A 21,471-nucleotide genomic window follows, 5' to 3' on the forward strand; every position below is an offset into this window, starting at 1 on the left:
GTTCGTCGTCGCGGCCCTTCGTCGTTGCCGGTGTGCGCCGTGTGTCGTCGTCTGACGCGCGCGCTGCGGGCCCTCGGGGCCGTCGTTAGGCTTTTCGCATGAGCGTCACCCCCCTGCAGGCCCTGCCCCTGGACCTCCTCCGTCAGCGCTCCAGCACGAAGTGGCGCTCGTACGGCGACGACGTCATCCCCATGTTCGTCGCCGAGACCGACTTCCCGCTCGCCCCCGCGATCACCGCGGCGCTGCAGCGTGCGGTCGAGATCGGCGACACCGGGTACACGCCGCCCCGCCCCGGCATCGATCTCGATTTCGCCGCCTACGCCCACCGGCGGTGGGGCTGGACGATCGATCCGGCACGCGTGCGCTGGACGGGGGACGTGATGATGGGCGTGGTCGAGGTGCTCCGCGCGGTGACGTCGCCGGGCGACCGCGTCGTCGTGACGCCGCCGGTGTACCCGCCGTTCTACGACACGGTCGAGGAGGCCGGGGCCGTCGTGGAGCGCGTCCCCCTCGTCGACGACGGGGAGCGATGGAGCCTCGACCTCGGCGGGATCGAGGACGCTCTGGCATCCGGGGCCCGCGCGGTGCTGCTGTGCAACCCGCACAATCCCACGGGCACGGTGCACACGCGCGACAGCCTGGCCGCGCTCGCACGGCTCGCCCAGCGGTACGGCGCGAGCGTCGTCAGCGACGAGATCCACGCGCCGCTGACGCACGCGCCGGCGGTGTTCACCCCGTTCCTGGATGCCGGGCCGGAGGCCGCCGCGGTCGGGTACGCGGTGACGAGCGCGAGCAAGACCTACAACCTCGCCGGGCTCAAGTGCGCGGTCATCGTCACCGGGGCGGAGGAGACCGCGCAGGTCGTGCGCGCGCTGCCGTGGGAGGTCGAATGGCGCGCGGGTCTGTTTGGCGTGATCGCCAACCGGGCGGCGTTCGCGGCGGAGAGCGACCCCTGGCTCGACTCCCTGCTGGCGGCTCTCGACGAGAACCGCCGACTGCTCGCCGACCTGCTCGCCGAGCACCTCCCGCTGGCCCGCTACCGTGCTCCCGAGGCCGGCTTCCTCGCGTGGGTCGACGTGTCGGCCTACGGGTGGGGCGACAATCCCGCGCCCTTCCTCCGCCGCGAGGCCAAGGTCGCGTTGCACCACGGCCCGCTGTTCGGCACGGAGGGGATCGGCCACGTGCGCATCAACGTCGGGTGCGCGCCGGAGGTGCTGCGCGAAGCGATCGAACGCGTCGCGGCGCTGGTGCCGCGACCCTGACGGCGGCGGGCGTCGTGCACGCAGGCCCCGCCCCGGGGCGCCGCGTCGGGCAGTGGTCGTCCACCGGCGAGGCTTCCGGGGCAGCGCGCCTGGCATCCGAGGATAGGTAAGGATATCCTTATCGGGTGAAGACCGCCACGCGCCCCGCTTACCGTCCGTACGTCGCCGTGGTGAAGTCCGCCCGCCGCCTGTCGCCCCACTTCGCCCGCATCACCTTCACCTCTCCGGATTTCGAGGTCTTCGGCATCGATCGGCGCGACCAGCGCGTGAAGATCGTCCTCCCCGGCGCCGACGGTCGCCTCTGCGACATCGGGCAACACGACCCCGAGGCCATCGACAACGGCGAGTGGTACACGCGGTGGCGCGACCTGCCGGAGGACGAGCGGATGCCGTTCCGCACCTACACCGTGCGGCGCATCGATCCCGCGGCGCTCGAGCTCGACATCGACTTCGTGCTGCACCACGACGCCGGCCCCGCCGGTGCCTGGGCGGAGTCGGCGATGGCGGGTGACAGCATCCTGGTCGTCGGTCCCGATGCGCGCAGCGACGATTCCGCGCAGGGCATCGACTTCCACCCGGGGACGGCGCAGCGTCTGCTGCTCGCGGGTGACGAAACGGCCGCGCCGGCGATCTGCGCGATTCTCGAGGGACTCGGTCCCGGCTTCGTCGTCGACGCCTTCGTGGAGGTGCCGACGATCGACGACGCGCTCTCCGTCGGCCCGGGCGCCCTGCCCGTCACCTGGCTCGCCCGCGACGACCGCCCGCACGGCGAGGCCTTGATCGAGGCGGTCGAGGCGTGGGCCGCGGGATCCCGGGCGGTGCTGGAGCGCGCCGCCGCGCCGCGCCCGCAGGAGCTCGAAGACATCGACCTCGACGTCGACCTGCTGTGGGACAGCCCGGCAGACGGCGAAGGGGAGTTCTACGCGTGGATCGCGGGGGAGTCGCAGACGGTGAAGACCCTGCGACGGTTGCTCGTCCAGGGGCACGGCGTCGATCGCAAGCGCGTGGCGTTCATGGGGTACTGGCGCGAGGGCCAGGTCGAGCGGACCGCCTAGGCGACCCGCACGAAAGGGCCCGGACGGGGATGCCGTCCGGGCCCTTTCGCGTGCGCGAACCCGCGTCCGCGTCCCGTCGCGTCAGCGCAAGGGCGTCGCGGTCTCGTGCAGGGTGTGGTGGCGCCCGATCGGCACGATCATCGGGCGGCCCGTGAGGGGATCGGGGACGACGCGACTGCGCAGCCCGAAGACCTCCTGCACGGTGGCTTCGGTGAGCACCTCGGCTGGGTCGCCCGCGGCGACGATACGCCCCTCCGCCATCGCGACGAGGTGGTCGGCGTACCGCGCGGCGAGGTTGAGGTCGTGCAGCACCATCGCGACGGTGGTCCCGCGTTCGCGGTTGAGGTCGGTGAGCAGGTCGAGCACGTCGATCTGGTGGCTGATGTCGAGGAAGGTCGTCGGTTCGTCCAGCAGCAGAACATCGGTCTCCTGCGCGAGGGCCATTGCGATCCACACGCGTTGACGCTGTCCGCCGCTGAGCTGATCGACGTGCCGGTCGGCGAGGTGAGCGGTGTCGGTGGCGTCGAGCGCGCGCGCGACGGCGTCGTCGTCGGCGCGCGTCCAGCGGGACAGCGCGCCCTGGTGCGGGTGGCGACCGCGACTGACGAGGTCGGACACCGCGATGCCGTCGGGAGCGACCGGTGACTGGGGGAGCAGCCCCAGCACGCGCGCGACCTGCTTCGTCGGCATCCGATGGATCGCCTTCCCGTCCAGCAGCACCTGACCGGTGGTCGGGGAGAGCAGACGGGCCATGGCCTTCAGCAGCGTCGACTTGCCGCACGCGTTGGCGCCGACGATGGCCGTGACCTTTCCCGGCGGGAGGGAGAGGTCGAGCGCGTCGACGATCGTGCGGTCTCCGTATCCGAGGGTGACGCCCTCGGCGGTCAGGCTGCGCTCGACGGTCATCGTGACGTTCCTTCCACGCGGGAGAGGGGAGGGACCGGCTGTCCAGGGAGAGTCATAGCGACGTTCCTTCGGATCGGCTGCTGCGGACGAGCAGGAAGATGAGGTACGGCGCGCCGAGCACGCCGGTGATGACGCCGACCGGAAGGCGGGTGCCGAAGGCGTACTGCGCGGCGAAGTCGGCGACGAGCACCAGCAGGGCGCCGACGAGACCCGCGGGCACGATCGGTGAGCCCACCGGACCGAGCAGGCGCACCGCGATGGGACCGGCCAGGAACGACACGAACGCGATGGGGCCCGCCGCCGCCGTTCCGAAGGCGAGGAGCCCGACCGCGGCGACGATCAACAGCAGGCGGCTGCGCTCGACGGGGAGCCCGATCGCCGCGGCGGTGTCGTCGCCCATGCGCAGGATCTCGAGGCGCCCGGAGAGGATGACCAGCACCGGGCCGAGCACGACGACCGCGAAGAGCACCGGCAGGGCGCGGTCCCAGGTGGCGTCGTTCAGATTGCCGGTGATCCAGCGCATCGCGGCGGGGAGATCGTATTGAGCGGCGCGCGCGATGACGTACGAGACCACGGCCTGGCACATGGCGGCCACGCCGATGCCGATGAGGATGAGGCGCGCCCCCGAGCTGCCGTCGCGGTAGGCGAGGAGGTAGATGATCAGCGCGGCCGCGAGAGCCGCGGCCATGGCCAGGAACGACACCGCCGTCTCGCCGAGGCCCAGCACGACGATGCCGATCACCGCGGCGGCGCTGGCGCCGGTGTTGATGCCGATGACGTCGGGACTCGCGAGCGCGTTGCGCAGCATCGTCTGGAACACGACGCCGCCCATGCCGAAGCACAGGCCGGTCAGCAGTCCGGTCATCGCGCGCGGAAGGCGCAGCTCGCCGACGGTGAATGAGGCTCCCGCGACGCGCTGGCCGGTCAGGACGCCCCAGACCTCCGCCGGGGAGTAAAAGGTCTGCCCGAGCATGAGGCTGAGCACGAACGCCACGACGACGAGAGCGGCGAGCGTGCCGGTGACGGCCGCCCAGCGGCGGCGGCGACGACGTCGACCGGATGAGACGGATGCCAGGGTGTCGGGCGCGGCGGGCGGCAGAGCACCGGGGTGGGTCAGGGACGCGCTCACAGGGCCCTCATCTTCTGTCGGCGGACGAGGGCGATGAAGAACGGGGCGCCGACGAGCGCGGTGACGATGCCGACCTCGATCTCCTCGGGGCGGGCGACGACGCGTCCGACCACGTCGGCGAGGGTGAGCAGGGTCGCCCCGCCCAGCGCCGAGACGGGGAGCAGCCATCGGTGGTCGACGCCGACGATGAGGCGGAGCATGTGCGGGACGACGAGCCCGACGAAACCGATGGGGCCGGCCACCGCGGTCGCGGCGCCGCACAGGACGACGGCGCCGCCGGTGGCGATGAGGCGGGCGGTGCGCACGCGGGCTCCGAGGCCGGTGGCGAGCTCGTCGCCCAGCGCGAGGGTGTTGAGGGCGGGGGCGGAGCCCAGGCAGATGAGGAACCCGACGAGAAGGAACGGCGCGACCTGGCCGATGGTCTCGAAGGTCGCGCCCCCGACGCCGCCGATCTGCCAGAACCGGAACACGTTCAGCACATCGGTGCGCGGAAGCAGGATCGCACTCGTGAGCGAGCTGAACGCCACGGCGGTGACCGCGCCGGCGAGTGCCAGGCGCAGGGGCGTGGCGCCTCCGCGTCCGAGTGAACCGATCGCGTAGACGAGGACGGCGGCGGCACCGGCTCCGAGCATGCCGATCCAGATGTACATCGAGGGCGAGCTCAGGCCGAAGAAGGCGATGCCCGTGACGATGGCGAGCCCCGCGCCGCCGTTGATCCCGAGGATCTGCGGATCGGCGAGGGGGTTTCGGGTGGCGCCCTGCAGGACGGTGCCCGACACGGCGAGGGCGGCGCCCACGAGGATCGCGAGGACGGTGCGCGGGATGCGCTTGGCGACAGCCGCGCTGGAGGCGGTGTCGGTGGAGCCGCAGAGGCCGGCCCAGACGTCGGCGGCCGTGACGTCGCGCGCGCCGAAGGTGACGGACAGGATCACCGCGACGACGAGGAGCACGACGAGAGCGGTGACACCGACGACGCGTCGCCGCCCCCAGTGACGCACGGGTGCGCCGCCGGGGGCGGTGACGGTCGGAGCGAGAGCGGTCATCGCGCCGACGGACGGAGGACCTGCATCAGGACGCGGCCTTCTCGGCGGCCGCGCCCACCAGTGCGATGTAGTCGTCGCCGTAGGTCGTGCCGATGTTGAGCGGGGTCGGGGTGATGGCCGACGACAGGGTCGACCCGCTCTCGATCACGGCGATCGCGCCGTTCTGCACGGCGGGCACCTTCGACAGCAGCGGGTCGGCCTGCATCGCCGCGATCATGTCGTCGCTGCCGTACGCGACCATCAGGTCGACGTCGGAGAACTTCTCGATCTGTTCGGTGCTGGGCGTGAACCAGAACGTCTCCGACGCGGAGGACTCCTCGGACACGTACGACGAGGGAGCGAGGCCGAGCTCCTGCAGGTATCCCATGCGCGGGTCGAGCGTGCTGTAGAAGCCGAGCGTCGACAGGTTCGTCGGGTCGAAGTACGTCAGCAGCGACTTCTTGTCCGCGAGGGCGGGGAACTTCGCCGCCTCGGTGCTGATGTGCTGCTCCTTCTCGGCGACGAGCGCGTCGGCCTCGTCCTTCAGTCCGAGCGCGGTGCCGTCGAGGGCCGTCATCTCCTGCCAGGTCGTGCCCCAGGCGACACCCTGATAGGTGACCACCGGTGCGATCTTGCTCAGCGTGTCGTACTGCTCCTGCGTCATACCCGAGTAGGCGGCCAGGATGACGTCGGGCTGGGCGTCGGCGATGGCCTCGTAGTCGTAGCCGTTCGACTCGTCCATGAGAACGGGCGTCTCCGCCCCGAGCTCGGCCAGCTTGTCCTTCGTCCAGGGGAGGAGTCCGTCGCCGTCCTCGTCGCCGTAGATGATCTTGGGCATCGCGACCGGGACGACCCCGAGGGCCAGGGCGACGTCCTGGTTGCCCCAGTCGACGGTGACGACGCGCTCGGGCTTGGCGTCGATCGTGGTTTCGCCGAAGACGTTCTCGATCGTGACGGGGAATCCGGCATCCCCGGACGCGGCTTGCTCCTCGCCCGGGGCGGCGGAGGTACCGGCGCAGCCGGTAAGGACGAGGGCGGAACCGACGGCGAGGGCCGCCAGAGCGCGGAATCGGGACACGAAGAGCCTCCTGCGTGTTAGGTAAGGATAGGCTTAGTTTAGGTCAGGCGTCGGGTGAGATTGCAAACCCGGATGCCGATCGCCCGGGCCGTCGTCTCGACGCCGAGACAACGGCATCCGGGGCGTTCGACGACCCTCGGTGTCGGTGATCCGCTCGCGAAGACCGCGGAGGAGCAGCGTTGTCGGCGGGCTCGCACGAGGTGCGCCGTATACTGGGTGGCTGGCCTCTCTCGGCCACTCACCCTTCCCCGACTGAACGGACGTTCGCTGTGCTCGCCGTGCACGACCTCGAGATCCGCGTGGGCGCCCGCGTGCTCATGTCCGACGTGGCGTTCCGCGTCTCCGACGGCGACAAGATCGGCCTCGTCGGGCGCAACGGTGCCGGCAAGACCACCCTCACCAAGGTGCTCGCCGGCGATCTGCTGCCCTCGAACGGTGGCGTCGACCGCTCGGGTGAGCTGGGCTATCTCCCGCAGGACCCGCGCTCGGGCGACCCCGAGATGCTCGCGCGCACGCGCATCCTCGACGCACGCGGTCTCGGCTCGCTCGCTCTCGGCATGCACGAGGCCTCGATGGCGATGGGCGACGACGATGCCGCGGTGGCCGCCAAGGCGATGAAGAAGTACGCGCGCCTCACCGAGCAGTTCGAGGCCGCCGGCGGGTACGCGGCGGAGGCCGAAGCGGCATCCATCGCCCACAACCTCTCGCTCCCCGACCGCATCCTCGACCAGCCGCTGAAGACCCTCTCGGGTGGTCAGCGGCGCCGCATCGAGCTCGCGCGCATCCTGTTCTCGGACGCGCAGACGATGATCCTCGACGAGCCGACCAACCACCTCGACGCCGACAGCGTCGTGTGGCTGCGCGAGTTCCTCAAGGGGTACAAGGGCGGCCTCATCGTCATCTCGCACGACGTCGAACTCGTCGGCGAGACCGTGAACCGCGTGTTCTACCTCGACGCCAACCGCCAGGTCATCGACGTCTACAACATGAACTGGAAGAACTACCTGCGCCAGCGGGTGGCCGACGAGGAGCGCCGCAAAAAGGAGCGCGCCAACGTCGAGAAGAAGGCCACGGCGCTGCAGCTGCAGGCTGCCCGGTTCGGCGCAAAGGCCTCGAAGGCCGCGGCCGCGCACCAGATGGTCGCGCGCGCCGAGAAGATGCTGTCGGGCCTCGACGACGTGCGCCAGGACGAACGGGTCGCCAAGCTCCGCTTCCCCAAGCCCGCGCCGTGCGGCAAGACGCCGCTCATGGCCTCAGGCCTGTCGAAGTCGTACGGGTCGCTGGAGATCTTCACCGACGTCGACCTCGCGATCGACCGCGGCTCGCGCGTCGTCATCCTGGGACTCAACGGTGCGGGAAAGACGACCCTGCTGCGCATCCTCGCGGGCGTCGACCAGCCCGACACCGGGCAGCTCGAGCCCGGCCACGGCCTGAAGATCGGCTACTACGCGCAGGAGCACGAGAACCTCGACGTCAACCGCTCGGTGCTCGAGAACATGATGTCGTCGGCGCCGCACATCACGGCGACCGAGGCGCGCAAGGTGCTGGGGTCGTTCCTGTTCGTCGGCGACGACGTGCTGAAGCCCGCGGGCGTCCTCTCGGGCGGCGAGAAAACGCGTCTCTCGCTCGCGACGCTCGTCGTCTCGTCGGCGAACATGCTGCTGCTCGACGAGCCCACCAACAACCTCGACCCCGCCTCGCGCGAGGAGATCCTCGGCGCTCTCGCGCACTACGAGGGCGCCGTCGTTCTCGTCTCGCACGACGAGGGTGCCGTCGAAGCGCTCAACCCGGAGCGCGTGCTCATCCTGCCCGACGGCGTGGAAGACATCTGGGGCCGCGATTACGCGGACCTCATCACGCTCGCCTGAGAGGAGTCGATCCCGGATGCCGTGACCTGCGGCATCCGCTCGCGTTCAACGGGCGTCGAGCAGGGCGTCTTCGTCGTCGGCGTCGCGGTCCTTCGGGCGCTTGCGCGAGCGGTGGAGGGCCACCGGGTCGACGCGGCGTCGATCGGGCGTCGCCGCCGAGGTCGCCACTGCGGGGACGCTCTCGGGAAGCTCGTCGTCGTCGGCTTCCTCCCGGCGGAGCTTGCGCTCGTTGATGATGACGTACGTGATGAAGCCGAAGCCCATGACGGCGAAGAGGATCCACTGGATCGCGTACGACAGGTAGGGTCCCGGATCGTTGCTCGGCGGATCGATGGGCAGGGGGGCCGTGGCCGGGGCGGGGGACTCCGACATGAGAAGGCCGTACGCGCCCTGCTCGAGCGGTCCCGTCTGCGCCGCGACGAGCCCGAGGTTGATCGTCGGCACCTGACCGGCCTCCGCGGTGCGGCCCGACGTCGGTGCCGCCTCGCCGGGGCGAAGGCGCACTTCCACGACCACGTTCCCGGACGGCGGGGCGGGGATCTCGTCGGGATCGGCCTGGTGATTGCCGGGAGGGAGCCAGCCGCGGTCGACGAGGAAGACGCGTCCGTCGGTCAGACGGAAGGGGACGAGCTGCTCGTAGGCGGCCGAGCCCCCGTGCGCGCGGTTGCGGACCAGGAGCTGCTCGTCGGCGAGGTACTGCCCCTCCAAGCGCACGGGGCGCCACTCGTCGGACGGGGTGAGGTCGGCACCGGGGGCGAGGAGGTCGCCGAGGGCGACGGCGGGCGCGTCGTAGTTGTCGGCGACGAGCTGCAGCTGCTCGCTGCGCTCCGCGTTGCGGGAGAACTGCCAGTTCGAGAGGAAGGCGCACGCGATGGCGAAGATGATCGCGACGCCGACGTACATCGCCCAGCGGGCGAAGGCGGGCATCTCGCGGGCGCTCACGCAGACGCTCCGTCCTCGCGCGCGTCCCGCGCGCTCACTCCGGGTCGTGCAGCCACGTCATCCAGCGTACGTCGCACGGGCGCTCAGACCGATTCGGCCGCGAGCGCAGCGACCTCGACGGGGAAGTCGCGCGCGGTGAGGAACTCCCGCAGGTAGGCGACGTGCTCGTCGCACGCGACCCAGATCTTGCGGCGGTCGACGCTGTGGATCCGCGGATTGCGCCAGCGGATCGCCCACCTGGCGGTGTCGCGGCATCCCGCCCGGGAGCACTCGGCGGCCGCGTCGCCGAGGGGCGCGTCGGCGAGGGGAGCGTCGCCGTCAGGCGCGTCGCTCACGGGCGCGTCGCTCACGGGCGTTCGTCGCGGGGCGCGCCGAGGCGCGGGGTCTCGGCGATGCGGATGACGACGGGGCCGTCGGGCGCGGCTGCGGCAGGAGCGGGTGCGGGGCGGGGCGCCTCGATCGCGCGCTCGGGGCTGATCGCCGTGGTGTCGGCCGCGTCCTGACCGACGTTGGCGACGATGACCGCGAGGTAGGGGAGGAAGATGGCGCCCGCCGCGAAGACGAAGGTGTACCAGCCGTAGGGCGTGACGACGGCCATCGCGATGAAGCACGCGATGCGGATCCCCATCATCACCATGTATTTGGCGAAACGGCTGTCGGCGTCCTCCCGGGGAGCCTTGGGGAGCGACGTCGCTGACTGGGCGGCGCGGTTGGTCTTCACAGTGGTCTCAGGGTACGCCCGCGCGGACGGGGGTCGGCGCGTTCGAGCGATGGTCTTCTCGATGTCATGGCAAGCGAAGGCGGAACGTCGGAGGATCCATCGCGCCGAACACGGACGCGAGCGGTCAGACGCCGTAGCGCGAGCCGGACGACCCGGCGGTGACCGCGACCAGGATGACGAAGCCGATGACGATCAGCGCTCCGAGCCCGAGGCTGATGTAGCCGATCAGCAGACCCGCGAGGCCCATGCCGCGTCCGCGCTCGCCCGACGCCTTGATCTGCTTGAGCGAGATGTGCCCGGTGACGATGCCCACGATCTGCCCGATGACGGGGATGACGAAGATCCCGACGAGGGATGCCACGAGGGACACGATCGCGAGGGGGTTCGTGCGGGTGGGCGCGGTGCCGTACCCGTACGAGGCCGTTCCGTACGCCGACCCGCCGTAGGCCGGGGCGCCGTACGCGGGAGCGCCGTACGCGGGGGCGCCGTACGTGGAGCTCGCGGTGCCGGTGGTGTCGTAGGGCGGGGTGGCGGGCTCGCCGGACGCGGCAGCGGAGTACCCGGGAGTGCCGGAGGGCGCCGCACCGTACGCGGGGGCGGCGGCGTCGGGGGTGTCGTACGAGGCGGCCGGGGCGGACTCGACGTACGCCGAAGCCGTGTCGTGTGCCGGGGTGTCCACGTCGGTACGGCTCTCATCCGCATCCGTGCGCGGGGTCGCGTCGCGGTCCGACGCGTCGTCGCGCGGCGCGTACGGCGATCCCGACGGGTCGGGAACGGGCGTGCCGGCCCCCGTCGCCTGCTCGGGCTGGTTCGGGGCGGGGGTGCGGTCGTCGCTCACGGTGATCCCTTTCGTCGCGCTCCATCCAGCGTTTCAGCGGCGCTCGGCCCGTGTCAAACCCCGCGACGCTCCCGGCACCACGACGGCGCGGCGCCGCCGGCAACACGGCGCGGTCGGGGGACGCGGCCGTCGGGGAGAGGGCGCGCGGTCGACGCGCGACGTTGTCGGCAGGGCGCTGTCGATAGGCTGAGGCGGTTCCGTCTCTCGCAAGCCCAGGAGTTCCGCCATGTCTCAGGACCGCGTCGTCGTCGTCACCGGAGGGAACCGGGGGATCGGTCGCGCCATCGCCGAACGCTTCGTCGCCGAGGGGTGGAAGGTCGCCGTCACCGCCCGCTCGGGCGAGGGCCCCGAGGGGACGTTGACCGTGCGCGCCGACGTGACGGACGCGGCAGCCGTCGACGCCGCCTTCTCGCAGGTCGAGGCCGAGCTCGGTCCGATCGCGGTGGTCGTGGCGAACGCCGGCGTCACCAAGGACACGCTGCTGCTGCGCATGAGCGAGGACGATTTCGACAGCGTCGTCTCCACCAACCTCGGTGGGGCGTTCCGCGTCGTCAAGCGCGCGTCGAAGGGCATGCTGAAGGCGCGCTGGGGCCGCGTCATCCTGATCTCCAGCGTCGTGGGGCTCTACGGCTCGGCCGGGCAGATCAACTACGCCGCGTCGAAGAGCGCGCTCGTCGGCTTCGCCCGCTCGCTCACCCGCGAGCTCGGCGGCCGCGGGATCACGGCGAACGTCGTCGCTCCCGGCTTCATCGAGACCGACATGACGGCGGAGCTGCCCGCCGACACGCAGGCGGAGTACAAGAAGAACATCCCCGCGGGTCGGTTCGCCTCGCCCGACGAGGTCGCGGGCGTCGTCACCTGGCTGGCCGGGGACGATGCGGCCTACATCTCGGGCGCCGTCATCCCGGTCGACGGCGGCCTGGGCATGGGGCACTGACCGTCCGCACCCAGCCGGATGCCCCTCGCGCGGCGTCCCTGAGGGGCGCAGCGCGACCGTGCTCACCGCACGGCGGTGAGGTGCTGCGTGACCGTGCTCACCGCACGGCGGCGGCGAGGCGCTGTGCGAATCGTTCGGGCTGCGAGAACTGCGGCCAGTGGCCGGAGTCGAGGTGGATCACCTCGGTGTCGCGTACGCGGGCGAACTCCCGCGCGAAGGCGTCCCAGTCGGCGAGCATGCGCGGAAGCGTCTCGGCGTCGAGGCGGCCGGAGAGCACCGTGACGGGGATGTCGTAGCGACGCTCGTCGGTGAGGGTCAGGGACGAACTCGGCACGCGCCCGGGCACGTCGACCACCTGCGCGGCCGTGCGGCGGCGGGTGTCGTCGTCGAGGTCGGAGACGTCGTCGTCGTCGAAGAACTCCCACCCCGGGAAGGGGACGACGCCGTCTTCGATCGGGAACTCCGAGATCATCGCGCCCGGTGGCGGGACGACGGTGTCGACGAGCACGATCCGTCGGACGCGCTCGGGGCGACGATCGGCGGCTCCCCACACGACGTTGCCGCCGCCGGAGTGGCCGACGAGGACCACCGGGGCGTCGAGCCGGTCGATCTCGGAGACCACCGCGTCGACCCAGTCGTCGACGACGAGGTCGCCGACGGCCGGACCGGGCAGGGTGAGGGGAAGCGGGCGGTGGCCCGCGCGGCGGAGCGCGGGCAGCACCGCATCCCACGACGACGCATCGAGCCAGAGACCGGGTACGAGGATGACGTCCATGACGGCAGCGTAGGACGCCCCTCCGACGTCGGCCAGGGGCGGCGTCGGCGCGGGGTCACGGCACGACGTCTCGCGGCCCGCGGTGCGGGGGATGCCCCTCGGATGCCGTTGCGCTCAGCGGGGGAGGACGGCGATGACCTGCGCCAGGTCGACGTCGCCCACGACGAGGTCGGCGCGCTCGCGCACGGCGGGCTTGGCGTTGAAGGCGAGACCGAGGCCCGCGACCTTCATCATCTCCAGGTCGTTCGCGCCGTCGCCGATCGCGAACGTCAGTCGCAGGGGGACGCCGTGCTCGTCGGCCCAGCGGCGGAGCGTCTCGGCTTTGGCGGTGGCGTCCACGATCTCGCCGTCGACCTCGCCGGTGAGCGCACCGTCGGCCGCGACGAGACGGTTCGCGCGCCAGACGTCGACGCCCAGGCCGGGGGCGACGGTGTCGAGCACCTCGTGGAAGCCGCCCGAGACCACACCGACCACGCCACCCCGCGCGTGCACGGCGGCGACGAGGTCGTGCACACCCGGGGTCGGTTCGATGCGGGCGACCGCCCGGGCGAACGCGTCGGTCGACACGCCCGCGAGCGCCTTCACACGGGAGCGGAGGCTCGTGGCGAAGTCCACCTCGCCGCGCATGGCCGCTTCGGTGGCGGCGGCGACCTCGTCGCCACGACCCGCCTCGTCGGCGAGGAGTTCGATGACCTCGTTGCGGATGAGGGTCGAATCGGCATCCAGCACGACGAGGAAGCGAGCGGTCGAAGTCACGCGCTCGACCCTAGCGCGTGGCGTAGCGGCCCGGGGGCGCCGGCTGTCGCACGGCGTCACGGTCGGGTCCGGCCACGGACGGCGGCCGTAGGCTGGAAGCTTCCGCCGCCTCCTGAGAAGGGACCTCCCATGGCCGACGTCGAGAGCTTCACCCTGGACCACACCGCCGTGCTGGCGCCCTACGTCCGCCTGATCGGCACGGAGTCGGGCCCCCGCGGCGACGTCATCAGCAACTTCGATCTGCGTCTCGTGCAGCCCAACGAGCAGGAGATCCCGACCGGCGGCCTGCACACCATCGAGCACCTGCTCGCGAGCCTCGTCCGCGACCGCATCGACGGTCTCATCGACATCTCGCCCTTCGGCTGCCGCACCGGCTTCCACGTGATCATGTGGGGCGAGCCCGACGTGGAGGCGCTGGCGAGCGCCATCACCGACTCGCTGCGGGCGATCGCCGACGACGTCACGTGGGACGACGTCCCCGGGACCGACGCCTTCAGCTGCGGCAACTACCGCGACCACAGCCTCCACAGTGCGCGCGAGTGGTCGAAGGCCGTGCTCGAGAAGGGCATCTCGCGCGACGCGTTCGCGCGCGTCGGCGTCTGAGAGACCCGCAACGAGAGAGGGCGGCGACCGTGGTGGTCACCGCCCTCTCTCGTTGCGCGGGTCAGGCGTGGACGTGCACGTCCTTGCCGACGACGGTGATCCCCGTCTCGGTCACCGTGAACCCTCGGGCCAGGTCGCGTTCGCGGTCGACGCCGATGGTCGCCCCCGGCTCGAGAACGACGTTCTTGTCGAGGATCGCGCGATGGATGCGAGCGCCCGCGCCGACCTGCACGCTGTCGAAGAGCACCGAGTCGGTGATCGTCGAGCCTCCGCCGGCGAGCGCCCACGGGCCGACCACGCTGCGTTCGAGGTGGGTTCCCGACAGCACCGAGCCGAGCGACACGATCGAGTCGATCGCGTTGCCGATGCGTCCGACCGAGTCGCGCACGAACTTCGCCGGCGGGGCGTTGAAGGTCTGCGAGTAGATCGGCCAGTCGGTGTTGTAGAGGTTGAAGATGGGCAGGGTCGAGATCAGGTCCATGTGCGCGTCGTAGAACGACTCGATCGTGCCCACGTCGCGCCAGTACGACTGATCGCGCGGGGTGGACCCGGGCACGTCGTTGCGCTGGAAGTCGTACACGGCCGCCTCGCCGCGGTTGACGAAGTACGGAACGATGTCGCCGCCCATGTCGTGGGCCGAGGTCGGCAGCTCGCCGTCGTGGGTGACGGCTTCGACGAGCGCGTCGGCGTCGAAGATGTAGTTGCCCATCGAGGCGAGCACCTCGTGCGGCGAGTCGGCCAGCCCCTCGGGGTTCTGCGGCTTCTCGAGGAACGCGCGGATCTTCGTGGGGTCGCTCGGATCGGTGTCGATCACGCCGAACTGGTTCGCGAGCGAGATCGGCTGACGGATGCCGGCGACTGTCGCGCGCGCATCCGAGGCGATGTGGGCGTCGAGCATCTGCTTGAAGTCCATGCGGTACACGTGGTCGGCGCCGATGACGACGACGATGTCGGGCTTCTCGTCGCGGATGAGGTTCATCGACTGCAGGATCGCGTCGGCGGAGCCCGAGAACCACCGCTTGCCGAGGCGCTGCTGGGCGGGGACGGATGCCACGTACGCGCCGAGCATGGGCGACATGCGCCACGTCTGAGAGATGTGGCGGTCGAGGCTGTGCGACTTGTACTGCGTGAGCACGACGAGCTGGCGCAGGCCCGAATTGATGAGGTTCGAGATGGCGAAGTCGATGAGGCGGTACTGGCCGCCGAAGGGGACGGCGGGTTTGGCGCGATCCGCCGTCAGGGGCATGAGTCGCTTTCCCTCGCCGCCGGCGAGGATGATTCCGAAGACCTTCGGCGCTGCAGGCATGGCACCACACTAGGGGGCGGAACAGGATGCCGGAACACGTCGTCGGCGTGCCTTCCGCTGTACTACGGTTCGTCTCATGCGCGTCGACATCGTGACCAAGGAGTACCCGCCGGAGATCTACGGGGGAGCCGGGGTCCACGCCACGGAGCTGGTCAAGGCGCTGCGCGCCGAGGGCACCGAGGTGCAGGTCCGCGCGTTCGGCGCGGAGCGCGACGCGGCCGACACGACGTCCTACGGCGTCCCCGCCGAGCTCGCCTCCGCGAACGGCGCGATCCAGACCCTCGGCACCGACCTCGAGATCGTCACCGACGTCGCCGGCGCCGACGTCGTGCACTCGCACACCTGGTACGCGAACTTCGCCGGGCACCTGGCATCCCTCCTCCACGGGATCCCGCACGTCGTGACCGCCCACAGCCTCGAGCCTTTGCGGCCCTGGAAGGCCGAGCAGCTCGGCGGCGGCTACGCCGTGTCGAGCTACATCGAGAAGACGGCGTACGAGGGGGCCGCGGCGGTCGTCGCGGTGAGTTCGGGGATGCGCGACGACATCCTGCGCAGCTACCCGTCGCTCGATCCCGCCAAGGTGCGGGTCATCTACAACGGCATCGACACCGAGGCGTGGCATCCGGTGACGAACGACGCGTTCCTGGAATCGGTCGGGATCGATCCGTCGCGTCCCTCCGTCGTCTTCGTCGGGCGCATCACACGGCAGAAGGGTCTGCCGTACCTGCTGCGCGCGGTCGAGCAACTGCCGCCGGACGTGCAGGTGATCCTGTGCGCGGGCGCCCCCGACACCCCGCAGATCATGGCCGAGGTGCAGGAGCTCGTGCGCGGCCTGCAGGCGACCCGCGACGGCGTGGTGTGGATCGAGCGTCTGCTTCCACGCGACGAGCTGTGCGCCATCCTCACCGCGGCCACGACGTTCGTGTGCCCCTCGGTGTACGAGCCGCTCGGCATCGTGAACCTCGAGGCGATGGCGTGCGGAGCGGCCGTGGTGGGCACCGCGACCGGCGGCATCCCCGAGGTCGTCGTCGACGGCGTGACCGGTCGTCTCGTGCCGATCGACCAGGTGCAGGACGGCACCGGCACGCCCGTCGACCCCGACCGCTTCGTCGACGACCTCGCCCGCGTGCTCACGGAGGTCGTGGCGGATGCCGAGACCGCCCGCGCGTTCGGCGAGGCGGGGCGCCAGCGCGCCGTCGACGCCTTCAGCTGGGGCGCGATCGCGCAGGAGACCGCGGCGCTGTACGCCGAGGTCGCGGGGGCGTCGCGGTAGCTCTGCACGTCGGCCGTGTGGCATCCGGGTGGTGTCGTCGCGCCCGTTAGGCTAGCTGCATGCCTCAGGTGCTCGAGTTCTCCGACGTCGTCGTCCGCCGGAACGCGCGGGACATCGTGTCCCACCTCGACTGGACGGTGTCGGATGACGAGCGCTGGGTCGTGCTCGGGCCGAACGGCGCCGGCAAGACCACCGTTCTGCAGCTCGCCGACACGCTGCTGCACCCCACGTCGGGTGCCGTGACCATCCTCGGCGAGCGACTCGGGCGGACCGACGTCTTCGAGTTGCGTCCGCGTATCGGCTTCGCCTCGTCGGCGATGGCGCGACGCGTGCCGCCGGAGGAGACCGTGCTCGACGTCGTGCTGACCGCGGCCTTCTCGGTCGTCGGGCGCTGGCGCGAGGACTACGACGACATCGACGAGCGACGAGCGCTGCGCGTGCTGGCCGAGTGGAAGCTCGACCACCTCGCCGACCGCACCTTCGGAACGCTCAGCGACGGCGAGCAGAAGCGCGTGCAGATCGCCCGCGCCGTCATGACCGATCCGGAGCTGCTGCTGCTCGACGAGCCGACCGCGAGCCTCGACCTGGGGGCGCGCGAAGAGCTGCTGAGCCTGCTGTCGGGCTACGCGCAGGCGCCGACGACACCCGCGATGGTCATGGTCACGCACCACGTCGAGGAGATCCCCATCGGGTTCACGCACGTGCTGCTGCTGCGCGACGGCGAGGTCGTGGCATCCGGACCCCTCGAAGAGGCCCTCACGGCCGAGAACCTCTCGGCGACGTTCGGTCTCGACATCACCCTCACGCACGACGCCGGTCGGTACGCCGCTCGCGCGGTGTGATCCCGGGCGGCGGGGCCTCTCGGCGTCGGCTTCGGCTCGGGCCTGGTAGACTCTTCCGTTGGTGCCTCCGGCGCCGCAGACTTTGACGTCCTGGCAGAATCCAGGGCACCACTTCTCAAAGGACCTCCCATGCAGACTGACATCCACCCCACGTACAAGGCCGTCGTGTTCCGCGACCTCGGTTCGGGCGACACCTTCCTCACCCGTTCGACCGTCTCGAGCGACAAGACGATCGAGCTCGACGGCGTGGAGTACCCCGTCATCGACGTGGAGATCTCGTCGGCCTCGCACCCGTTCTACACGGGCAAGCAGCGCATCATGGACTCGGCCGGTCGCGTCGAGAAGTTCAACCAGCGCTTCAAGAACTTCGGCGGTCGTTGATCCGCAGCGGTTCCGCGTCGAAGCCCCTCGTCTTCAGGACGGGGGGCTTTCGTCTTTCCCGGAGCCGGAGGTGACCGGGGCGCGGTCGCCCTCACCCGCGCTTCGCGGGCAGGAGGGGCTTCGGCGGGTCGGTGCTGAGGATGGGGACATCGTCACCGGGGCGCGGTCGCCCTCACTCACGCCATCCCTTCGCGGGCAGGAGGGGTTCGGAATCCCGCGGCGCGACCTCGCTTCTCAGCGGATCGGCCACGCCCCGTCGAGCGGCGGAGCGGCGGCATCCAGGCGGCCGATCTTCACGAAGTACTCGGTCAGGCTCGCGGCCTGCGCGCGGGCCCACGCGATCTGGCGGGTGTGCAGCTCGTCGAGGGTCTGCGGCATCCACGGTCCGAACTTCTCGGCGAGAGCCAGGGCCAGGCGCCCGGCAGCGACCGCGTCGGCGCAGGCTTCGTGAGCGGATTCGAGCGGGACGGCGTAGTGCTCGGCGACGACCGACAGGGTGCGCTTGCCGCGACGGTACCTGTCGTAGGTCTTGTCGACCACGAGAGGGTCGATCACGGGTGAGGGCGCGTGGATCGGCGCGACGCCGTGGCGAACGGCTTCGTTCTTGAGCAGCGAGAAGTCGTACGGAGCGTTGTAGGCCACCACCGGGATGCCGGCGGCGAACAGCGCGGCGAGGGCTTCGACGACCTCGGCCACCACGCGCGGGGCGGGGGCTCCGTCGGCGCGAGCCCGCTCCGTGGTGATGCCGTGGATGGCCGCGGCTCCGGCGGGGATCTCGATGCCCGGGTCGGCGAGCCAGTCGCGGGCGTCGATGACGTTGCCGTCGACGTCGAGCACGCCCACGTGGGCGGTCACGATGCGATCTTTCTCGACGTCCACGCCGGTGGTCTCGAGATCGAACACGCCGATCAGGCGCGCCCACTCGGGCGTCTGGAAGAGGGGGAGCGGCTCGGCCTGCCACAGGGTCATGGGGTCACCGTAGAACGAGGTTCCGACATGGACGGCGAGGCGCGCAGAAGGGTGCGGGGAGGAGGTCCCGGATGCCAGGCGGCGGCGTGAGCGCCGGGCGCGCGTCCTGAACGCCGGGCGCGGCGGGAAGCGCCGGGGGCGGCGTTCGCGTCGACGCACGTCCCGGATGACGAGGCGCGACAGGAAGGATCGCGGCCGACGGTGCCGGGACGTGGTGGGGGAGGATCGCGCCCGGCGGTGTCGGGACCCCCTCGTAGACTCGACCCATGCCGAATCCCTACGCCGAGCGCCTCGCCGAGATCGCCGTGGAGCGCCGCGAGACCGCCGTCCTCGGCGGCACCACGGCCTACTGGGTCTACGGAGACGAGGCCGCTTCGACGACGATCGTCGCGGTGCACGGGTTCCGCGGCGAGCATCACGGACTCGACCCCGTCGTGGCGCACCTGCGCGGCATCCGGGTCATCTCACCCGACCTGCCCGGCTTCGGTGAGACGGCGCCGCTGGCGGGTCGCGCGCACGATCTCGAGACGTATGCGCAGTGGTTGCGGGCGTTCGTCGAGGCGGTCGCGCCCGGCGCGGTGGTGCTCGGGCACTCGTTCGGGTCGATCGTGTCGGCCGCCGCCGTGGCCGACGGGCTCGCGACGCCCCGGCTCATCCTCGTCAACCCGATCGGCGCGCCCGCGCTGGAGGGGCCGCGCGGCATCCTCACGCGACTCGCCGTCTTCTATTACCTCGCCGGAGCGAAGCTCCCGCGCGCTCTCGGCGAGGGGCTGCTGCGCAACGGTCTCATCGTGCGGGTGATGAGCAACGCCATGGCGAAGACGCGCGACCCGGAGCTGCGGCGCTTCGTGCACGAGCAGCACGACGAGTACTTCTCCCGCTTCGCCGACCGCGACGTGCTGCACGAGGCGTTCGTGACGAGCGTCTCGCACGACGTCCGCGAGTTCGCGCCGCACATCGCGCAGCCGACGCTCCTGATCGCGGCCGAGAAGGACGACATCACTCCGATCGAGGCCGAGCGGCACCTCGCCACCCTCTTCCCCGATGCGGAGTTGGTGGAGATCCCCGAGGTCGGGCACCTCGTCCATTACGAGACGCCGCAGGCGGCGGCATCCGCGATCCGGACATTCCTCGGCGACCGGTGACGCGAGCTCTGCCGCGCCAGAACCTCACTACGCCGTCTCCGCCTTCCGCTTCCGATACGCGTTGACGTTCATGCGGTTGCCGCAGTTGCCGGAATCGCAGTAGCGCTTCGAGCCGTTCTTCGAGAAGTCGACGTACACGCCGTCGCAGTCGTCGGCGTCGCACACGCGGATGCGGGCGTACTCGTCGGCGCGGATGACGTCGACGAACGCCATGGCCGTCTCGACGAGCATGCGCTGGGCGAGGTGGTCCGACGCCTCGGAGGCGTGGATGTGCCAGTCGAACTCGTCGTGCCGCACGAGCTGGGGGAGGGCGCGTCCGTCGCGCAGCATCGCGTTCACGAGGGGCACCGCGTCATCGCGATCGACGTTCCACAGTGCTTGGATGCGGCGCCGGATGCCGCGCACGGCGGCCAGCTCGCGCTCGTCGCGGGCGCGCGAACCGGTGTAGGTGTGCCGCTCGGCGAAGTCGTCGAGCTCGGCCATCGTCGTGAGGGTGTCGACCCCGCTCACCTCGGTGTGGGGCAGGGTGTTGACCAGTTCGACGGTCGCGCGCAGCACCAGTTCGGTGTCACGGATGAAGACCATGTTGACTCCTGACATTCTCAGGTCGTACTGTCACGAGTGTACTCACTCTTGACTCCTGACAGCAGGCCCGCATGACCACGTCGTCCGTCACCCTTCCCCGTCCCGTCCGCCACGGCTCCGGCGCCGTCACGGGGCTGCTCATCGCCGTCGCCTCGGCGCTGGCCTTCTCGTCCAGCGGCCCCTTCGTCAAACCGCTCCTCGACGGAGGATGGTCGCTCGGGGCCGTGCTGCTCGTCCGCATGGGCGTCGCGGCTCTCCTGCTCTCGCCCGCGCTGATCACGGCGATCCGGCGTCAGCGAGGGTTCCTCCGGCGCCACGGCCTGCTCATCGTGTCGTTCGGCCTGACCGCGGTCGCCGGCTGCCAGCTGTTCTACTTCGCCGCGATGCAGAGGATGCCGGTGGCCGTGGCGCTGCTGATCCAGTACATCGCCCCGGTGCTCATCGTGATCGCCGTCTGGGCGCGCACCCGCCGCGCGCCGTCGAAGGCCGTGCTCATCGGCTCGGTCGTCGCGATGGCCGGACTCGTCCTGGTCGTCGACATCAGCGGGGCGCGATTCGACCTGCTCGGCACGCTCTTCGCCCTGTGCGCCGCCGTCTGCGCAGCCGCCTACTTCGTGATCGCCGGCCGCGCGGGCGACGACCTCCCACCCCTCGCCCTCGCCGCCGGCGGCCTGCTCACCGGGACGCTGCTCATGGGCATCCTCGTGGGGGTGGGCGTGCTCCCCTTCGCCGCGCCCTCGATCACGGTGTCGCTCGCGGGGCTGCAGGTTCCCGGCATCCTGCCGCTGCTGTGGGTCGGCGCGGTGGCGACCACCCTCGGCTACGCCCTCGGGGTGATCGCGGTGCCGCTCATCGGATCGCGTCTGGCGTCGTTCGTCGGCCTCAGCGAGGTGCTGTTCGCGCTCGGCTTCGCGTGGCTGCTGCTGGGCGAGACGCCCGCGCCGATCCAGTTCGTGGGCGGCGCGTTGATCCTCGTCGGGGTGGTGCTGGTGCGACTGGATGCCGGGAGCCCGGCCGAGCCGGCGACCGAGACGGCGAGCATCCCGGTGGTGCCGGCGCCGTGAGCCGTCGCGGGTTC

General features: G+C 71.1%; 23 protein-coding genes. 10 read left to right on the forward strand and 13 right to left on the reverse strand.

Translation table 11 applies throughout. The features are described 5' to 3' along the window. Window positions 1-98: 98 nt before the first annotated feature. A complete protein-coding gene (locus AB0N82_RS10455) occupies window positions 99-1,262 on the forward strand; it encodes an aminotransferase class I/II-fold pyridoxal phosphate-dependent enzyme (protein ID WP_363391315.1) in 1,164 nt (387 codons plus the stop codon). Window positions 1,263-1,387: 125 nt separating this feature from the next. Next, window positions 1,388-2,317: a siderophore-interacting protein gene (locus AB0N82_RS10460; protein ID WP_363391318.1), complete on the forward strand. Its 930-nt coding sequence runs from the start codon at window positions 1,388-1,390 to the stop codon at window positions 2,315-2,317. Between the two features lie 81 nt (window positions 2,318-2,398). Here AB0N82_RS10460 and AB0N82_RS10465 read toward each other — a convergent pair whose 3' ends face one another. The 4 genes from AB0N82_RS10465 to AB0N82_RS10480 are packed head-to-tail and all read right to left on the reverse strand — an operon-like array spanning window position 2,399 to window position 6,452. Next, window positions 2,399-3,223, reverse strand: a complete 825-nt coding sequence (locus tag AB0N82_RS10465; RefSeq protein WP_363391321.1) for an ABC transporter ATP-binding protein — start codon at window positions 3,221-3,223, stop codon at window positions 2,399-2,401. 52 nt (window positions 3,224-3,275) lie between these two features. Continuing rightward, complete coding sequence (locus tag AB0N82_RS10470; protein ID WP_315995846.1) at window positions 3,276-4,352, reverse strand: iron chelate uptake ABC transporter family permease subunit; 1,077 nt, start codon at window positions 4,350-4,352, stop codon at window positions 3,276-3,278. Further along, on the reverse strand, window positions 4,349-5,395 hold the full coding sequence (locus AB0N82_RS10475) for an iron ABC transporter permease (protein WP_363391325.1): 1,047 nt from the start codon (window positions 5,393-5,395) through the stop codon (window positions 4,349-4,351). Before AB0N82_RS10475 ends, AB0N82_RS10470 begins: the two co-directional genes overlap by 4 nt. A gap of 25 nt (window positions 5,396-5,420) precedes the next feature. Beyond that, a complete protein-coding gene (locus AB0N82_RS10480; protein WP_315995844.1) occupies window positions 5,421-6,452 on the reverse strand; it encodes an iron-siderophore ABC transporter substrate-binding protein in 1,032 nt (343 codons plus the stop codon). Between the two features lie 269 nt (window positions 6,453-6,721). Here AB0N82_RS10480 and AB0N82_RS10485 point away from each other — a divergent pair, with 269 nt between their 5' ends. Beyond that, entirely contained in the window at window positions 6,722-8,320 is a 1,599-nt protein-coding gene (locus AB0N82_RS10485) for an ABC-F family ATP-binding cassette domain-containing protein (RefSeq protein ID WP_136585782.1), read from the forward strand. Between the two features lie 45 nt (window positions 8,321-8,365). Here the strand turns inward: AB0N82_RS10485 and AB0N82_RS10490 are convergent, their stop codons facing one another. From AB0N82_RS10490 to AB0N82_RS10505, 4 genes are all read right to left on the reverse strand, one after another. Next, window positions 8,366-9,247, reverse strand: coding sequence for an SURF1 family protein (locus tag AB0N82_RS10490; RefSeq protein ID WP_363392277.1), 882 nt, complete (start codon window positions 9,245-9,247; stop codon window positions 8,366-8,368). A 98-nt stretch (window positions 9,248-9,345) separates the two neighbouring features. Continuing rightward, on the reverse strand, window positions 9,346-9,597 hold the full coding sequence (locus tag AB0N82_RS10495; protein ID WP_363391329.1) for a hypothetical protein: 252 nt from the start codon (window positions 9,595-9,597) through the stop codon (window positions 9,346-9,348). Between the two features lie 11 nt (window positions 9,598-9,608). Continuing rightward, on the reverse strand, window positions 9,609-9,983 hold the full coding sequence (locus AB0N82_RS10500) for a DUF3099 domain-containing protein (protein WP_315995843.1): 375 nt from the start codon (window positions 9,981-9,983) through the stop codon (window positions 9,609-9,611). Between the two features lie 124 nt (window positions 9,984-10,107). Next, window positions 10,108-10,821 (reverse strand): DUF4190 domain-containing protein, encoded by a 714-nt coding sequence (locus AB0N82_RS10505; protein WP_363391333.1) that lies wholly within the window; start codon window positions 10,819-10,821, stop codon window positions 10,108-10,110. A gap of 226 nt (window positions 10,822-11,047) precedes the next feature. Here AB0N82_RS10505 and fabG point away from each other — a divergent pair, with 226 nt between their 5' ends. Beyond that, a complete protein-coding gene (fabG, locus tag AB0N82_RS10510; protein ID WP_264630680.1) occupies window positions 11,048-11,758 on the forward strand; it encodes a 3-oxoacyl-ACP reductase FabG in 711 nt (236 codons plus the stop codon). A 97-nt stretch (window positions 11,759-11,855) separates the two neighbouring features. Here the strand turns inward: fabG and AB0N82_RS10515 are convergent, their stop codons facing one another. Both AB0N82_RS10515 and serB read right to left on the reverse strand, forming a co-directional pair. Further along, window positions 11,856-12,533: an alpha/beta hydrolase gene (locus tag AB0N82_RS10515; protein ID WP_363391336.1), complete on the reverse strand. Its 678-nt coding sequence runs from the start codon at window positions 12,531-12,533 to the stop codon at window positions 11,856-11,858. 114 nt (window positions 12,534-12,647) lie between these two features. Next, on the reverse strand, window positions 12,648-13,289 hold the full coding sequence (gene serB / locus AB0N82_RS10520; protein WP_363391339.1) for a phosphoserine phosphatase SerB: 642 nt from the start codon (window positions 13,287-13,289) through the stop codon (window positions 12,648-12,650). 129 nt (window positions 13,290-13,418) lie between these two features. On the opposite strand from serB, the gene AB0N82_RS10525 reads away from it, so the two are divergent. Next, window positions 13,419-13,892: an S-ribosylhomocysteine lyase gene (locus AB0N82_RS10525; RefSeq protein WP_315995839.1), complete on the forward strand. Its 474-nt coding sequence runs from the start codon at window positions 13,419-13,421 to the stop codon at window positions 13,890-13,892. A 61-nt stretch (window positions 13,893-13,953) separates the two neighbouring features. Here AB0N82_RS10525 and glgC read toward each other — a convergent pair whose 3' ends face one another. Beyond that, window positions 13,954-15,198, reverse strand: a complete 1,245-nt coding sequence (gene glgC / locus AB0N82_RS10530; RefSeq protein ID WP_315995838.1) for a glucose-1-phosphate adenylyltransferase — start codon at window positions 15,196-15,198, stop codon at window positions 13,954-13,956. Window positions 15,199-15,274: 76 nt separating this feature from the next. Here glgC and glgA point away from each other — a divergent pair, with 76 nt between their 5' ends. The 3 genes from glgA (at window position 15,275) to AB0N82_RS10545 (ending at window position 17,694) form a co-directional block, all read left to right on the forward strand. Then, window positions 15,275-16,471 carry a glycogen synthase gene (gene glgA, locus AB0N82_RS10535; protein WP_363391343.1) on the forward strand — a complete coding sequence of 399 codons (1,197 nt, stop codon included), beginning with the start codon at window positions 15,275-15,277 and terminating at the stop codon, window positions 16,469-16,471. A gap of 59 nt (window positions 16,472-16,530) precedes the next feature. Beyond that, window positions 16,531-17,313, forward strand: coding sequence for an ABC transporter ATP-binding protein (locus AB0N82_RS10540; RefSeq protein ID WP_315995836.1), 783 nt, complete (start codon window positions 16,531-16,533; stop codon window positions 17,311-17,313). Between the two features lie 129 nt (window positions 17,314-17,442). Next, a complete protein-coding gene (locus AB0N82_RS10545; protein ID WP_055837630.1) occupies window positions 17,443-17,694 on the forward strand; it encodes a type B 50S ribosomal protein L31 in 252 nt (83 codons plus the stop codon). A 234-nt stretch (window positions 17,695-17,928) separates the two neighbouring features. Here AB0N82_RS10545 and AB0N82_RS10550 read toward each other — a convergent pair whose 3' ends face one another. Then, entirely contained in the window at window positions 17,929-18,663 is a 735-nt protein-coding gene (locus tag AB0N82_RS10550) for an exonuclease domain-containing protein (protein ID WP_363391348.1), read from the reverse strand. A 266-nt stretch (window positions 18,664-18,929) separates the two neighbouring features. Between AB0N82_RS10550 and AB0N82_RS10555 the strand changes: the two genes are divergently transcribed. Continuing rightward, window positions 18,930-19,808 (forward strand): alpha/beta hydrolase, encoded by an 879-nt coding sequence (locus AB0N82_RS10555; protein WP_363391351.1) that lies wholly within the window; start codon window positions 18,930-18,932, stop codon window positions 19,806-19,808. Window positions 19,809-19,835: 27 nt separating this feature from the next. On the opposite strand, the gene AB0N82_RS10560 is transcribed toward AB0N82_RS10555, so the two are convergent. After that, on the reverse strand, window positions 19,836-20,393 hold the full coding sequence (locus tag AB0N82_RS10560; protein ID WP_315995830.1) for a CGNR zinc finger domain-containing protein: 558 nt from the start codon (window positions 20,391-20,393) through the stop codon (window positions 19,836-19,838). A 71-nt stretch (window positions 20,394-20,464) separates the two neighbouring features. Here AB0N82_RS10560 and AB0N82_RS10565 point away from each other — a divergent pair, with 71 nt between their 5' ends. Next, window positions 20,465-21,457 carry a DMT family transporter gene (locus AB0N82_RS10565; RefSeq protein ID WP_363391354.1) on the forward strand — a complete coding sequence of 331 codons (993 nt, stop codon included), beginning with the start codon at window positions 20,465-20,467 and terminating at the stop codon, window positions 21,455-21,457. The last annotated feature ends 14 nt before the right edge of the window (window positions 21,458-21,471 follow it).

This window comes from Microbacterium sp. NPDC089186 (assembly GCF_040685115.1).
GTDB lineage: Bacteria > Actinomycetota > Actinomycetes > Actinomycetales > Microbacteriaceae > Microbacterium > Microbacterium galbum.

Bases quoted from the DNA above. Each gene is read 5' to 3' on its own strand.
- AB0N82_RS10455 (WP_363391315.1), top strand. From the start codon at position 99: ATGAGCGTCACCCCCCTGCAGGCCCTGCCCCTGGACCTCCTCCGTCAG.
- AB0N82_RS10465 (WP_363391321.1), bottom strand. From the start codon at position 3,223: ATGACCGTCGAGCGCAGCCTGACCGCCGAGGGCGTCACCCTCGGATAC.
- AB0N82_RS10475 (WP_363391325.1), bottom strand. From the start codon at position 5,395: ATGACCGCTCTCGCTCCGACCGTCACCGCCCCCGGCGGCGCACCCGTG.
- AB0N82_RS10490 (WP_363392277.1), bottom strand. From the start codon at position 9,247: ATGCCCGCCTTCGCCCGCTGGGCGATGTACGTCGGCGTCGCGATCATC.
- fabG (WP_264630680.1), top strand. From the start codon at position 11,048: ATGTCTCAGGACCGCGTCGTCGTCGTCACCGGAGGGAACCGGGGGATC.
- AB0N82_RS10515 (WP_363391336.1), bottom strand. From the start codon at position 12,533: ATGGACGTCATCCTCGTACCCGGTCTCTGGCTCGATGCGTCGTCGTGG.
- AB0N82_RS10525 (WP_315995839.1), top strand. From the start codon at position 13,419: ATGGCCGACGTCGAGAGCTTCACCCTGGACCACACCGCCGTGCTGGCG.
- glgC (WP_315995838.1), bottom strand. From the start codon at position 15,198: ATGCCTGCAGCGCCGAAGGTCTTCGGAATCATCCTCGCCGGCGGCGAG.
- glgA (WP_363391343.1), top strand. From the start codon at position 15,275: ATGCGCGTCGACATCGTGACCAAGGAGTACCCGCCGGAGATCTACGGG.
- AB0N82_RS10540 (WP_315995836.1), top strand. From the start codon at position 16,531: ATGCCTCAGGTGCTCGAGTTCTCCGACGTCGTCGTCCGCCGGAACGCG.
- AB0N82_RS10545 (WP_055837630.1), top strand. From the start codon at position 17,443: ATGCAGACTGACATCCACCCCACGTACAAGGCCGTCGTGTTCCGCGAC.
- AB0N82_RS10550 (WP_363391348.1), bottom strand. From the start codon at position 18,663: ATGACCCTGTGGCAGGCCGAGCCGCTCCCCCTCTTCCAGACGCCCGAG.
- AB0N82_RS10555 (WP_363391351.1), top strand. From the start codon at position 18,930: ATGCCGAATCCCTACGCCGAGCGCCTCGCCGAGATCGCCGTGGAGCGC.
- AB0N82_RS10560 (WP_315995830.1), bottom strand. From the start codon at position 20,393: ATGGTCTTCATCCGTGACACCGAACTGGTGCTGCGCGCGACCGTCGAA.
- AB0N82_RS10565 (WP_363391354.1), top strand. From the start codon at position 20,465: ATGACCACGTCGTCCGTCACCCTTCCCCGTCCCGTCCGCCACGGCTCC.